The sequence below is a fragment of the Chitinophaga sp. genome (assembly GCF_019236475.1).
In the GTDB taxonomy this organism is placed as follows: domain Bacteria; phylum Bacteroidota; class Bacteroidia; order Chitinophagales; family Chitinophagaceae; genus Chitinophaga.
Genome location: NZ_JAFAIX010000012.1, coordinates 444,324 through 458,184 on the forward strand (window position 1 = coordinate 444,324; position 13,861 = coordinate 458,184).

Here is a 13,861-nt window from a genome sequence, read left to right on the forward strand (position 1 = left end):
TTTTTATGAAACTACTTAAACGTCTTGGATACGTTCTATTATTCCTCGTACTGCTTTTAAACCTTATTGCAGCATTTCATGCCTGGAAGTTTACCCACTTCTACGATGATCCCCAACATGTCAATAAGAAGCCTGAACAGATGAATGCCAGTGAAAAACTGGGAATGATATTCCTAGGGGTTAGGATATCTAAGTCTGTCGTTCGGCACTTTCCAGATACGGTTTATACCACCATTAATCGCACTACTGTCAATGGTACCAATATCAATAGTTGGTGGATACCGGTAGCTAAGTCAGTGGGTACTGTTATTCTGTTTCATGGGTATAATGGCAGCAAACAGGGACCGCTGCCGGAGGCCGCTTATTTTCGTAGTCTGGGTTACAATACGCTATTGGTGGATTTCCGTGCCCATGGCCTTAGTGGAGGCAATGCCTGTAGTATAGGGTATTATGAAATGGAAGAGGTAAAAATGGCGGTGGACTTTGTTCAGCAACAATCAGCCAAACCCGTGATCCTGTGGGGTGTTAGTATGGGCGCTGCTGCTATTCTGCATGCCATCGACTATTATCAGTTGAACCCAAAGCAAATCATTATTGAATCCCCCTATGCTACGTTGATGGATGCAGTTAATAGTCGCATGAGAGCTGTTCATCTCCCTACAACTCCTCTATCCCAACTGCTTACATTCTGGGGAGGAACAGAACAAGGATTCTGGGGATTTAAAATGAATCCGGCCGACTTCGCAGCCAGTGTACATATGCCTGTCCTTTACTTCTGGGGCCGCGAGGATATCCGGGTAATGGAATCAGAAACGAATACCGTTTATCAACATCTTGGTACCAGTAAAAAGAAACTATGTGTGGTGGAAAATGCCGGTCATGAATCCTTTTGCAGAAAGGCGCCGGAAATTTGGAAAAAAGAGGTGTTGGCTTTTCTGACGCACCAATAAAAAAGCGCGCACCATCCGAGTGGAGCGCGCCCCTTCACAGGATCATACCCGCCTGATATATGTGGATTCATGATGTTCCCCACTTTAAAGGAAACATCATTACATGCGATCCGAGGAGCTGTGATAAAGTTACAGCATTCGCCTGCCGTCCGAAATCACTACCTAAAATCTTACAAAAATCTTTCCGGATTATTTTCGGATGACCACGGGTGTACCTACTTTAATAAATTCGTACAATTCGTTGACATCTTTATCTTTCATACTGATACAACCCAAAGTCCAGTTGATACGACTATCTACATAAGTATCTGTAATGCCAGAACCAGCCTCCACCCCGTGAATACCAATACCACCGCCAGGTGTAGCCGCTGTACTAACTAATCCATTTTCCTGCATTTCCCGAAATTTCTCCATACTGGCTTCATTGGGATAATCCAATAAGAGGAATCTACTCCACAGTTTATCTATTCTTTTGCTTTGAATATGAAAGGTTCCTTCAGGTGTTAGGCGATCTCCTTCCTTTCGTTTATCGCCTTGATCGCGGCTTCCAAACACCACTTTGTAGATTTTACGCAACGTTACATCCTCATAGACATACATGCGATAATCGCTCTTGTCGATCAGCAAAAAAACTTTATCTGCATTAATATTTGCAGTAGTAATTCGCACATTATACAAATCATTATTATTCACAAACCCTGTCAGCGCGAATATTGACAACAGGGTTGCAATCCAGTAAAGACGGCACTTTTCCATAGGGGTATTCGATAAAGACTCTTAACGATTAATGCATGCAAATTATTGTATATGAATCCTTCTGCTCGTTTTACGAAGCTAGAATGATTTCTGTTGAAAAAAGATGATTAACGACATCGTTTTATATGCACAGTAATCATCGTTTGCCGCATCATTAATATCTTTTAGGCATCAACTAAAAAAAGAAACAGGCCCAGAAGCATTATAGCTTCTGGGCCTGTTTTATGCAAATGTGATAACAGTTACTAGTAACCGAAAAGTTCCTCCAGGGTGAGTTTTTTCACATCACCTATTTTCTTCAGATCTTCTACATTCACTTTGTTTGGAGAAGCCAATACGCAGTAGGTATATGGTTTGTTCGCCAGGTTTTCGTTATGGAATTTCTTCACATCATCGAAGCCCATTTTGTCGATAGACTCATATACATCTTTGCGGATATCAGTGCTCAGACCGAGTTTTTTAGCCTCCAGGAATTTGAAGATGATACCATCGTTGGTGATACGCTCTGTTTCCAGATCCTGTTTCATGCTTTGTTTAGCAGCAGTCAGCAGTTTATCGGAGCGAGGAATATCATTCAACAGATCGTTCATACCGTTTACTGCTTCATGCATTTTATCCGCCTGGCAACCAACGTATGCTACCGCAGTGTAGCGATCGTGTTGTTTTGCAGGAGAAGAGTAGAATGCATAAGTAGAGTAAGCCAGCGCTTTGGATTCGCGGATAGTCTGGAATACAATAGATCCCATACCACCACCGAAGTAACCATTGAACAAGGAAGTGATGGCTGTCTTACCAGCATCATAATCTCCACCGTTTCTGATCCAGTTTACTTCAGACTGCACCATGTCATAATCAGCAAACAATACTTTGTTATTGTCCTGAGAAACTTTGGTGAAGTTGATGGCTGCAGGAGCTGCTGCGAAAGTAGCAGATACTGGATGTACTTTGGTGATATCAGCTTGAGCTGCGCTCAGCGCCTGAGGACCCCAATAGATAACAGTATGCTGGAATTTCATCAGGCTATGCAGCAGATCCGTCAGCTCATTGGCAGTAAGTCCATCCAGTTCAGACTGTGACAACTGATAATTGAATGGATTTTTAGCGCCATAAATAGCGTAGTTCTGTAAACCTTTCAGGATTTGTCCTTTATTCAGTTTGCTGTCTGTTCTTGCTTTATTCAGACGGCTTTTCAGCGCAGCCAGTGCCTGTTCGTTAGGCTTACAATTTGCAATGATGTGTTCGAAAAGCGCTACTGCTTTATCGAAGTTTTCTTGCAGACCGGTGATAGTAACGGTAGTATTCTCAGTACCAGCTCCTATATTGAAGCTACAAGCAATATTGTAGAATTCTTTACTGATCTGTTCAGCAGTATACTTATCTGTATTCAGGAACTGTAGATACTGAGCAGCGAGTCCCAGTTTCTTGTTATTCCAAGAACCGACATCAAAGCGGTAGTACAGGCGGAAAAGACCATTGTCTTTATTCTGTACATACAGCAGATCTGCGTTGCCCACTTTACCTTTTTGGATATCGCGGTTGAAGTCCAGCCACTGTGGTTGTACCGGTGTAGCAGGCATAGCGGCGATTTTAGCCAGGAAAGGTGACTGTGCTTCTCTGTTTACTTCAATTGGAGTGATAGCAGGTTTTTCTACTTTCTCGATATTTTTATCTTCTCCTTTTCTTTTGTAAACGATCACATAGTTGTTACCAAAGTATTTGTTGGCGTAGTCAACAATCTGTTGTTTGGTAACTTTACTCATGTCATCAACAGAAGACACATCATAAGCCCAGTTTTTGCCGCGGCTCTTGATGAAACCGTCCATCAGACTGGTAGCACGATTGTTATTGCTTTCCAGGCCTTGTAATTCCTCCAATTTCGCATTATTAACGATTGCCTTCACCAGGGATTCATCGAATTCACCTTTTTTCAGGATATCCAATTGACCGAGGAGCAAACCTTTAACATCTTCCAGGGATTGTCCAGGTTTAGCTTTACCCTGCATTTGGAAAATGGAATAGTCTTTCAACGCCATCGCGCCAGCACCTGCAGACAACATTTTTTGTTGTTTATTCAGGTTCAGGTCTATCAGGCCGGCTTTACCATTTTGCAGGATGCTACTGAGCACATTGAGAACAACCATAGATTTAGTATCCAATGCGCCTGGCATTCTGAAAGCGATTTGCACGCTTTCTGCGTCAGGGCCCATTACCGTTTTCTCAATAGGAGCAGCGATTGCTTTTTCCGGAGCAGGTTTGTATTCTTTTACCGGTTTAGCCTGCATATATCCAAATTTCTGATCGATGGATTTGATAACATAATCTGGATCGAAGTCACCCGCCATTACTATCGCCATATTGTTTGGCACATAGTACTCATTGTAGAACTGGCGAATAGCTTTCAGGTTTGGATTTTTCAGGTGTTCAACGGTACCGATGGTAGACTGTTGACCATAGTTATGTGTAGGGAACAACGCGCCGAGCATGGTTTCGTACACTTTACGGCCGTCGTTGTCCAGACCGCGGTTTTTTTCCTCGTAAACTGCTTCCAGTTCAGTATGGAAAAGGCGGAATACTGGATCTCTGAAGCGTTCAGCCTGAACGGTCAGGTATTTATCGGTAGCATTGGAAGGAATATCTTCTTCGTAGATAGTTTCTTCCACCCAGGTGTGGGCGTTTGTACCTTGTGCGCCCATAGCGGTCATGAGTTTATCGTACTCATTTGCGATTGCATATTTGGCGGCAACACCTGAAACGCTGTCGATTGCATGATAAACAGCCTTACGTGCATCCGTGCCCGTAGTTTTGTTATACTTATCGTACAGAGATTCGATTTGATCGATATATGGTTTTTCTTTTGCCCAGTCGAGCGTACCATATACCTGCGTGCCCTTGAACAGGAGATGTTCCAAATAGTGGGCAAGACCGGTATGATCTTTTGGATCATTGTTACTTCCAGCCCTGGTACCTATCAGGGTTTGGATGCGTGGTTCTTTTTTGTTAACGCTGAGGATAACTGTCAGACCATTTTTCAAAGTGTAGAAGCGGGCCTTCATGGGGTCGTTGGTTACGTATTTGTAGTTGTAACCACCGGAACTGGCCTCCTTCCATTCATACTTGCTCTGGGCACCTGCAGGCAGCAGGGAGCAGGCGAGTATCATTAGCAGGATTCCCTGTTTAAGAACTCTCATAACATGATTGGTTTTAAGAAATAGCTCCCAAATATAACCGGAAGTCCAAAAATAACCTGTAAAAGGGGGAACAAATTTTCAAACGGCAATAGAAAGGCCTTTACAACCGATTGTTGTTATCCGAAAGGTAAAAGATAAAATTATCCTGCGATCTCACTCAGGGAGTCAAAATAGCTCCATTATGGCTTAATTGCTTGATAACCATTGCATTAAAGAAAGAGGAATCTGCGGTGGAGATATTTACGGCTTTTTTGATGAAGGTAGGTTTAGTGTTAAGTTTTAAATTGGCTGCCAGTTTTTTAGGCTGAGTTTGAAAAGGCTCTTGGGCAGTTATAGCATGATCATCCGCAGCAACAACTGGAAGTTGATCTGCGGTACCAGCATCCACGGTAAGATTAGACAGTGATTGAGGCTGTATTCCGATATGAATGCTTAACAATCTCTTTTCACAGGAATGTACCCAGGCAATGCAGGCTATGCATGCCATCAGGGCAACGAATGAACGCATAATTTCAATTTAGCATCTAGTCAATAAATCAGAACCCATTCAATCTTAAACCGATTGAGAAGGGATACTGTTGCAACCCATAATCGTGAAGTGCGGTGAGTGCAAAATTGGCGTAGAGTTTCACAGGACCATAGCCCAGCTCACTAGCCAGACCGAAACGCCATTTGTTTAGATTAAAATCATCGGTTTTTCTGACTTTGCCTCTTTCCTCACTTATTTGTTTTGTTCTGCTCTTAAGGAGATAACCTCCAGTTACACCAAAGCTAGCTTGGAAAGCACGGCTTGGGCGAGCAGGATTTGAGTTGAAGTTTAACATTACCGGTACGGTAACATATTCAGCAAATAGTTTGTTCTTGGAAAAATTTACAGTATCCCGCACGATAGTGGTAGGATAGCCTGGTTTGTAGGTAATACTACGGGCATATCTGTAATTATTCATTTCCAAACCTAAGGCATATAACAAGTTCAGTTTGTGTTTTGTTATATTAAGTCGCTGTTCAATCAACCATATGTTTACATTGATCGATTTTCCGGTGATAAGTTTAAATTCAGATGGAGTTAAAGGTTCTCCGGGTGATCGGGGAGCCAAGGTAGCCAGCCCAACCGCACCATAACTATACGACCGATTGGCGGTCTGCAGCGTATTTTGACTAGGAAAATCAAAATAGTTGACGTAAGTAGCGCCGGAATAGTCACTTCTGTCGATATAGTTATTAAAACCTAAGTCGAAGACGAAGAATCTGGTCTGTAGATTTTTTTTGAGTTTATTACGGGTATAGGCGGTATCGTTATAAAATTTATAACTGTTACGGCCTTTGTCGTTCTTAGCCTTTATGATGATCAGCCCTTTGATTTGGATGGTATCAGCGGCTGTGGTAGGGTTCTTATAGGTATCAACAGCCTTCTGCGCATGAGTTAGTCCAGACCACAAGATCAACATCAACAGAGAGAGTAAAACTTTATGCTTCATATGCTATTTCAAAAGTTATTTATTCCGTTTCCGGGAGAAAAATTTAGCTACGTTCGTTACCTTATCTAGAATTTTACTGTCACTGCCGCTTACAGACATAATGAGTTCTCCCTTGATACTTGGCGCTGAGTTATTATGACTAACATCTGCTATAGGAGCAGGCGTGGAGGCAGTATTTCCAGCAGCGATAACGGTTTCCTTTTCGGTGGCACTCACCGAATGGTTGTTATTCAATGCTACAGAGGGGGCTGCAATAGGAGCTGCCTGTCTTTCGATAATTTCCTGTGTAGTATTTCTGGGAGGAGGAAGTTGAGGACTTCCGGAAGATTCCGCCTTGGGCGATGATGTGACAGTATTCTTGGCGAGGGCTTCTGGCTGTGCCTTTTCAGGGGCGGCAGCAGTTCCGCGAGTAATATTTACAGGTTTAACAACACGAGGTTTGGCAGTTTCAGCAACAGTGTTCCTTGTATCGGCTGGTTGTGAAGTTGCTGGCACTACGGGAGATACAGAGGAGGCAGCAGGAACAGTTCCCACCGGAGCAGATTTTTTCACGGCATCTGCCAGTGCTGGATGTGGATGAGCTTGCCTGCTATTATCCAATGGCATCATCCAAACCATAATACCTGCCACTACTGCAGCGGCAGCACCCCACCATACGGGGGCAATCCTGTAAATAGGTTTACGGGAGTGCCTGTAAAGGGAGGATTTGTTGGGGAAAATTATTTTTTCGTTGTCATCCAGTTTAGATGCCAACAGTAAATTCAAGTCTGTTTTTGCGGCAGGGTGCTTTTCCAGGTAAGCCGTTAGCTCTATTTGTTTGGCGCTTTCCAGCTCTCCATCCACATAAGAGAGCATGAACTCTTCCATGTTGGTTGCCACTGTAGAGGATCTGTATAATGCTTGCTTATTATCAAACACAACGTCCTCTTCAGGCAACACACGCGCATTTCCCAGCAGATCCAGCTCCTGACGTAAGACAGGGTGCTGTTCTAGGAATGCTTCCAATGCAGCCATTTCTTCCGCTGTCAGCTCACCATCAATGTAGCTGAGCAGGAAGCTTTCGTAGTTTGATATGTTAATATCTATAGCCAAACTAAATTATTAACAATTATAATAATATCAGATTACATTTTCCATTTTTACGAGGTAGTTCTTCAGATGAATCCTTGCCCTGTGGAGGTATACTTTTACCTGTGAGGGATTGAGATTCATGATTTCGCCTATTTCCTCGTAACTATATCCTTCATAATCCTTTAGCATTACCAGGGAGCGTTGTACTTCACTCAATTTGGCAAGTGCCTGTGCTATCACTTCCCGGGCGTTATGTACCTTATGATCACTTATTTTTTCTTCTTCTTTGAACTCATCCACCAGCGTTATGCGCTTAACCTTTCGGACATGATCTATCATATTGTGGTAGCCGACTGTAAACAGGTATGACTTAGCCTTTTCAAAAGGCACATCCTGACAGTGTTTCCACAATATTTCGAATGCGTTCTGTACTACGTCCCGGGCATCTTCCGCGTTCTCTAAATTTTTGACAATGAAGCGAAAGAGGTTGTCCGAGTACAGATCTACACATTTATTGTACTCCTTTTCCGTCATTCAGGTGGCGCGGGATTTAAGTGCTAATTTCCGACAAATACTTTATGTTAATGCCCTGGATACAATCCGGTCATCATTTTCCCACCCCCCAATATCCATTCTAACACCAAAACCAATCGTAGGAACAGTTAATAGTTTTCTGATAATCTTTTGATTATATATTCACAGAAAAATTATTCTCTGTAAATTCACCTAAGAATACCAGTTTTGTATTTCATGACTGTGACAATCATGATACTATTATGACGGAGACCAGTAACTAAATGTTACACCTGGGTCAAACTTTTTGCATGAAACCCCTGTTGTGAGCTAATCGATTGATAATCGTAATATTTTTAGCATCGCAACAATTAATTACAAGATTTAAATCTGATAACTAAAGTATGAATACCAAGTTTACTGCCCGTTTGCGGGAAGAACTGGACGAAATTAACAAGGCCGGTCTGTATAAAAGAGAGCGAATTATTACTTCCGAACAAGGTGCTGAGATACAGGTTGGCGGCAATACTGTAATTAACTTTTGTGCCAATAACTACCTGGGACTCTCATCTCATCCTAAAGTGATCAAAGCGGCAAAAGACGCCATTGATACCCATGGATATGGGATGAGCAGTGTACGTTTCATCTGCGGAACCCAGGATATTCACAGAGAGCTGGAACAAAAGATTTCCAAATTCTTGGGAACTGAAGATACCATCCTGTATGTAGCTGCGTTCGATGCCAATGGTGGCGTATTTGAACCACTGTTCAACGAACAAGATGCTATCATTTCCGATGCCCTCAACCATGCTTCCATTATCGACGGGGTGCGTCTTTGCAAGGCACAGCGTTTCCGTTATGAACATAATAACATGGCCGACCTGGAAGCCAAATTGCAGGAAGCGAAAGACTGCCGTAGCCGTATTATCGTTACTGATGGCTCTTTCAGCATGGACGGTACTATCGCTCAGTTGGATAAAATCTGCGAACTGGCAGATAAATATGACGCGATTGTAATGTCGGACGAAAGCCATTCCTCTGGCTTCCTGGGTAAAACTGGTCGTGGTACCCATGAATACCGCGGTGTAATGGGTCGTGTGGATATCATCACTGGTACCCTGGGTAAAGCACTGGGTGGTGCATCCGGTGGTTTCACCAGCGGTCCTAAAGAGGTAATCGATATCCTGCGTCAGCGCAGCCGTCCTTACCTGTTCTCCAACTCTGTAGCTCCAAGCATTGTAGGCGCTTCTATCGCGGTACTGGATATGCTGAGCGAAACTACTGAGCTGCGTGATAAACTGGAATACAATACCAAATACTTCCGTTCCAAAATGACGGAAGCTGGCTTCGATATCAAACCAGGCGATCACCCAATCGTTCCTGTGATGCTTTATGATGCAGTGTTGAGTCAGCAATTTGCCGACAAACTCCTGCAAGAAGGCATCTACGTAATCGGCTTCTTCTTCCCTGTGGTTCCAAAAGGCCAAGCACGTATCCGTGTTCAGTTGAGTGCCGCTCACGAACAGGAACACCTGGATAAGGCGATTGCCGCCTTTACCAAAGTGGGTAAAGAACTGGGCGTTATCAAGTAATCGACCTTCTTTTTAGATAATTGCCGAATGGCACAAGGTGTGCATACACTTTGTGCCATTCGGCTTTATACTTACTTTTGCAGCTACAAATCATAAAGACATGATGAAACAACTCGGCTGGGTGCTAGCGGTGGTGATGATTTCACTGGCAGCCTGTGCTCCCAATAATGTTAAAGAAGAAAAAGGCTGGGAAAAGTATTTTAGCCAATACAAGGTAGAAGGTACCTTCATGTTGTTTAACAATAACAAGGGAGAATTCAAGGTGTATAACCTCGACCGTGCAAAAGAGCGCTTTCTCCCCGCTTCCACCTTCAAAATCTTTAACTCTCTCGTGGGCCTGACTACCGGCGTAATCAAAGATACTGGTATGGTTATTCCTTGGGATGGCGTTACCAGAGAGATGCCTGAATGGAATAAGGACCAGAGCATGCAACAGGCTTTCAAAGTGTCTGACGTTCCTTACTTCCAGGAAGTAGCCCGCCGAATTGGCAAACAGCAAATGCAGATGTGGCTGGATTCCGTGAAGTATGGTAACATGAAAATCAGCCGTATAGATACTTTCTGGCTGGATAATACTCTCCAGATCTCTCCGGATGAAGAAATGGGATTTGTGAAAAAATTATACTTCGACCAATTGCCTTTCTCCAAAACAGCCATGAAATCTGTCAGAGATGTCATGTTGATGGAGAAAACCCCTAAATATCAACTGTCTTACAAAACTGGCTGGGGCGTAGTTGGTAAGAAAAATATCGGCTGGATTGTAGGATGGATCGAAGAAAACAGACACCCTACCTTCTTTGTCCTCAATTTTGAAACAGAAGATCCTAAGCTGGACCTAGTAAAAGCCCGTATGGATATATTACGCAATATATTGACCGACGCCGGTTTCTTTAAGGGTGAAATGTAAGGCGACTTGCATCTCCCGAAAAAATACTTCAGTAAAACGCCGCCTATCGCGGCGTTTTCTTTTTTATACAACTGCGTTAAAAATTACCTAAACCCTGCCGTAAGCTCTTGCAATACGTTACAAAAAAATTATTTTTGAGTTCTTACCTGGTTTACTACCGGTAACGAATTTCTTAAAATAGCATATGTTACGATTTCAACATACAGAGTATTTATGGGGCCTAACGCTGTTACTGGTACTGCAACTGGCTTTCCTGGCCGTGTCCTGGTGGAAACGCAGGTCCATCAAGCGTATGGGAGATCCCGCACTGGTGGAGAAACTCTTTACAGGATACTCACGTAAACTATTCATTCTCAAATTCTTACTGATTTTCCTAGCCTTTTTCTTTGGCGTGGTAGGTCTGGCCAACCTGCAGAAAGGAAGTCGCATGGAGAAAATTACCCGCAAAGGCGTGGACGTGATCATCGCGCTGGATGTGAGTAAAAGTATGTTGGCTACAGACGTACAACCCGACAGGCTGACACGAGCCAAGCAGTTGATTACCAAGCTAATGGACAAGCTGGAAAACGATCGTATCGGATTAGTGGTATTCGCAGGGAATGCTTACCTGCAAATGCCCCTCACCATCGATTATTCCGCCGCTAAAATGTACCTGAGCACCGTTACGCCAGAAATGATCCCTACCCAGGGAACCGCTATTGGACAAGCCATCGAGACAGCAGACGATGCTTTCAATAAAAAAGAACGCAAACACAAAGCGCTCATCCTGATCTCCGACGGGGAAGACCATGACGAAACTGCTGCTGGCAAAACAAAAGCGGCCTTCGAAAACGGCGTTGTGGTAAATACGATCGGTATCGGCTCTCCTACCGGATCTCCTATCCCAGACACAGAAAATGGCGGCTACAAAAAAGACCGAGAAGGAAATACCGTAATCTCCAAACTCAATGAACAGGAGCTGAAAAGCATCGCTTACTCCGGACACGGTATCTACGAACACCTGGACAACAATACAGATGAGGTGGTGAACTCTCTCGCAGCAAAGATCGATGGCATGGAACAGAAAGAATTCGGAGAGAATATATTTACGGACTATAACAGTTACTTCCAGTACTTCCTGGGAGTAGCCCTTGCGCTCTTACTGATTGAATTTTTTATCCCGGAAGTACGCCGTACTAAACGTACAGACCTTCCTTCATCAGTAGCTTAATTATGCAATTAATCATGAAGATACAGTTGATAAAATATGGTTTGATTGTCGCGGCACTCGTGCTGACAGGGCTTTCCGCTGAGGCACAGCAAAAAGGCGCCGGCAATAAATTTATCCGCAAAGGAAATGAACTGTACAACAAACAGCAGTACGCTGATGCGGAAGCCAATTACAAAAAAGCACTGGAACAGAATGGACAGTCGGCCATCGGTAGCTATAACCTGGGGAACTCTCTCTACCAGCAAAAACGCTATGATGAAGCCCGCTCCCAGTATGCCAACAGTCTTAAATTAACCGATAAATCCGATACAAAATTCGATGCGGACTATAACATCGGTAATACTTTCATGGAGAGTAAAAAGTGGGAAGAAAGTATCAAGTCTTACAAACAAGCCTTGAAACTCAATCCCAAAGATGAAGATGCCCGCTATAACCTCGCCTATGCGCAAGCCATGCTGAAAAAGCAACAAGGCGGCGGAGGCGGAAAAGATAAAGACAATAACAAAGACAAGAATAAAGACAACAAAGACAAAAACAAGGATAAGAATAAAGATAACCAGGACAACAAAGACAAGGATAAACAAAATAAGGATCAGCAGAACAAAGACCAACAGAATAAAGACAACAAGGATAAAAACAAGGACAAACAAGACCAAGAACAACAAAAGCCTGAACCACAGCCAAGCAAACTGAATAAACAAGAAGCAGAACGCTTGCTGCAAGCCCTCTCCAACAAAGAGAAAGAGCTTCAGGACAAAAACAAAAAAATGAAAGGTCAGGTAGTGCCAGTAGAAAAAGACTGGTAATTATCACTTCCTATATAATAGAAGCCGGGATTGACGTCTACATCAATCCCGGCTTTTTTTTCGTCGTTCCTGCCCGCTGGACAGGAACGACAGGCACGAGTGTTTTAACATAAATCCTTTGTACATCTGAGCGGAGATATCAGCCCTCAGCTCTTATATTCATCCCGTTATCTATTGCTGTTGATTAATTCCAGGTCATCACTCTTTTCATTAATCGGGCGGATATCTCACTCAAATGCTTCTCTGCACCCATCACTTCACTGATTGCAGCACAGTTCCCTCTTTGATTTCATCTGTTGCATTCTGAACAATGATGTCATTGTCCGCCAAACTGCCGAATATTTCCACTTTTCCGTTTGATTCATTTCCTCTCTGAACGGGAACCCATACTGCTTTGCTATTCACAGATTTTATAACGAATACTTTTTCTGAATTGCTCACAATGGCGCCTTTCGGTACTACATACACATCTTTCTTTCCAGGCAGTGGCACACTCACCTCAGCATACATACCCGGCAATAACTTACCATCGCTGTTATTAATATCCATTTCCAGTTGCTCGGAACGCAGGCGCGTATCCAGACTACCAGCAATACGATTTACTTGCGCCTGGAAAGTGTCCCCTGGCAAAGATTTCACGGTAAATTTCACAGCGGAAGCATGGCGGATATCATCCGTATATATCTCAGGAACGGCCACGGCTAAACGTAGTTTCTTCTGTTCTTCTAATCTAAACAAAGGTTTGTCAGAGCCCTTCCCTGCAGGGCCTACATAAGTACCTGGGTGGATGTTACGCTGACTGATAATCCCACTGAAAGGCGCCTTAATCACCAGGTATCCCAGCATCTGCTGTACTTCCTGGTAGGAAGATCTGGCAGACAACAGTTCTGCACTGTCTGCACTCATTTTCTCAAAGGCCATATCCAGGTCGTTGGGAGAAATCGTTCCTGGTACGCGACTCGTTTTCAATAAGCGACTATAAGTGGCTTTACTAGCACGAAACATCGCTTCTTTGGTGTGCAGTCTGGACTGGGCTTCCAGGAGCTGGGTATTCATCTCCGGCGCTTCGAGGGTAGCCAATACCTGTCCGGCATTGACCTGGCTGCCCATATCCACACTGACTACTTTTACGTAACTGTTCACTTTTGCATATAGGTCTGCAAACTGGTATGGCTTCACTTCTCCAGGCAATTTCAACTGCGCTTCCAGTTGGCTTTTTTGTAACTGTATTACTTTTACCTGCACCGCATTGCTATGCTCTGCTTCTTCATTATCCTCCGCTTTGATACTATGACAGCTAGCCCAAAGTAACCCCAGCGGCAGCAAAGCAACTGTGGCAAGTGTGGCGTATGATGATCTGTAGTTTTTTATAGTCATGATATTATTATCG

The 13,861-nt window shown here is 43.5% G+C and carries 12 protein-coding genes; 5 read left to right on the forward strand and 7 right to left on the reverse strand.

Annotated elements, in window-relative coordinates; genetic code table 11:
- The first annotated feature begins 5 nt into the window (after positions 1 to 5).
- A complete protein-coding gene (locus tag JO154_RS17985) occupies positions 6 to 950 on the forward strand; it encodes an alpha/beta fold hydrolase (RefSeq protein ID WP_291948051.1) in 945 nt (314 codons plus the stop codon).
- Between the two features lie 189 nt (positions 951 to 1,139).
- Here JO154_RS17985 and JO154_RS17990 read toward each other — a convergent pair whose 3' ends face one another.
- From JO154_RS17990 to JO154_RS18015, 6 genes are all read right to left on the reverse strand, one after another.
- On the reverse strand, positions 1,140 to 1,706 hold the full coding sequence (locus tag JO154_RS17990; RefSeq protein ID WP_291948053.1) for a L,D-transpeptidase: 567 nt from the start codon (positions 1,704 to 1,706) through the stop codon (positions 1,140 to 1,142).
- Between the two features lie 245 nt (positions 1,707 to 1,951).
- The gene (locus JO154_RS17995; RefSeq protein ID WP_291948054.1) at positions 1,952 to 4,894 is read right to left on the reverse strand and encodes a pitrilysin family protein; all 2,943 of its coding nucleotides are present in this window, start codon (positions 4,892 to 4,894) and stop codon (positions 1,952 to 1,954) included.
- A gap of 157 nt (positions 4,895 to 5,051) precedes the next feature.
- Complete coding sequence (locus JO154_RS18000) at positions 5,052 to 5,402, reverse strand: hypothetical protein (protein ID WP_291948055.1); 351 nt, start codon at positions 5,400 to 5,402, stop codon at positions 5,052 to 5,054.
- 28 nt (positions 5,403 to 5,430) lie between these two features.
- Positions 5,431 to 6,372 (reverse strand): outer membrane beta-barrel protein, encoded by a 942-nt coding sequence (locus tag JO154_RS18005; RefSeq protein WP_291948057.1) that lies wholly within the window; start codon positions 6,370 to 6,372, stop codon positions 5,431 to 5,433.
- Positions 6,373 to 6,387: 15 nt separating this feature from the next.
- On the reverse strand, positions 6,388 to 7,464 hold the full coding sequence (locus JO154_RS18010; protein ID WP_291948059.1) for a hypothetical protein: 1,077 nt from the start codon (positions 7,462 to 7,464) through the stop codon (positions 6,388 to 6,390).
- A gap of 27 nt (positions 7,465 to 7,491) precedes the next feature.
- Positions 7,492 to 7,977 carry an RNA polymerase sigma factor gene (locus tag JO154_RS18015; protein ID WP_291948061.1) on the reverse strand — a complete coding sequence of 162 codons (486 nt, stop codon included), beginning with the start codon at positions 7,975 to 7,977 and terminating at the stop codon, positions 7,492 to 7,494.
- A 383-nt stretch (positions 7,978 to 8,360) separates the two neighbouring features.
- Here JO154_RS18015 and kbl point away from each other — a divergent pair, with 383 nt between their 5' ends.
- The 4 genes from kbl to JO154_RS18035 all read left to right on the forward strand — a co-directional run bounded on the left by kbl (position 8,361) and on the right by JO154_RS18035 (position 12,471).
- A complete protein-coding gene (gene kbl / locus JO154_RS18020; protein WP_291948064.1) occupies positions 8,361 to 9,548 on the forward strand; it encodes a glycine C-acetyltransferase in 1,188 nt (395 codons plus the stop codon).
- 100 nt (positions 9,549 to 9,648) lie between these two features.
- Entirely contained in the window at positions 9,649 to 10,455 is an 807-nt protein-coding gene (blaOXA, locus tag JO154_RS18025) for a class D beta-lactamase (protein WP_291948066.1), read from the forward strand.
- A gap of 184 nt (positions 10,456 to 10,639) precedes the next feature.
- On the forward strand, positions 10,640 to 11,665 hold the full coding sequence (locus JO154_RS18030) for a VWA domain-containing protein (protein ID WP_291948068.1): 1,026 nt from the start codon (positions 10,640 to 10,642) through the stop codon (positions 11,663 to 11,665).
- 14 nt (positions 11,666 to 11,679) lie between these two features.
- Positions 11,680 to 12,471: a tetratricopeptide repeat protein gene (locus JO154_RS18035; protein ID WP_291948070.1), complete on the forward strand. Its 792-nt coding sequence runs from the start codon at positions 11,680 to 11,682 to the stop codon at positions 12,469 to 12,471.
- A gap of 252 nt (positions 12,472 to 12,723) precedes the next feature.
- On the opposite strand, the gene JO154_RS18040 is transcribed toward JO154_RS18035, so the two are convergent.
- Positions 12,724 to 13,848 (reverse strand): efflux RND transporter periplasmic adaptor subunit, encoded by a 1,125-nt coding sequence (locus JO154_RS18040; RefSeq protein WP_291948072.1) that lies wholly within the window; start codon positions 13,846 to 13,848, stop codon positions 12,724 to 12,726.
- Positions 13,849 to 13,861: the final 13 nt, after the last annotated feature.

Excerpts from the sequence above, each read along its gene's own strand:
- JO154_RS17985 (WP_291948051.1), top strand. The coding sequence starts at position 6 with ATGAAACTACTTAAACGTCTTGGATACGTTCTATTATTCCTCGTACTG.
- JO154_RS17990 (WP_291948053.1), bottom strand. The coding sequence starts at position 1,706 with ATGGAAAAGTGCCGTCTTTACTGGATTGCAACCCTGTTGTCAATATTC.
- JO154_RS17995 (WP_291948054.1), bottom strand. The coding sequence starts at position 4,894 with ATGAGAGTTCTTAAACAGGGAATCCTGCTAATGATACTCGCCTGCTCC.
- JO154_RS18000 (WP_291948055.1), bottom strand. The coding sequence starts at position 5,402 with ATGCGTTCATTCGTTGCCCTGATGGCATGCATAGCCTGCATTGCCTGG.
- JO154_RS18005 (WP_291948057.1), bottom strand. The coding sequence starts at position 6,372 with ATGAAGCATAAAGTTTTACTCTCTCTGTTGATGTTGATCTTGTGGTCT.
- JO154_RS18015 (WP_291948061.1), bottom strand. The coding sequence starts at position 7,977 with ATGACGGAAAAGGAGTACAATAAATGTGTAGATCTGTACTCGGACAAC.
- kbl (WP_291948064.1), top strand. The coding sequence starts at position 8,361 with ATGAATACCAAGTTTACTGCCCGTTTGCGGGAAGAACTGGACGAAATT.
- blaOXA (WP_291948066.1), top strand. The coding sequence starts at position 9,649 with ATGATGAAACAACTCGGCTGGGTGCTAGCGGTGGTGATGATTTCACTG.
- JO154_RS18030 (WP_291948068.1), top strand. The coding sequence starts at position 10,640 with ATGTTACGATTTCAACATACAGAGTATTTATGGGGCCTAACGCTGTTA.
- JO154_RS18035 (WP_291948070.1), top strand. The coding sequence starts at position 11,680 with ATGAAGATACAGTTGATAAAATATGGTTTGATTGTCGCGGCACTCGTG.
- JO154_RS18040 (WP_291948072.1), bottom strand. The coding sequence starts at position 13,848 with ATGACTATAAAAAACTACAGATCATCATACGCCACACTTGCCACAGTT.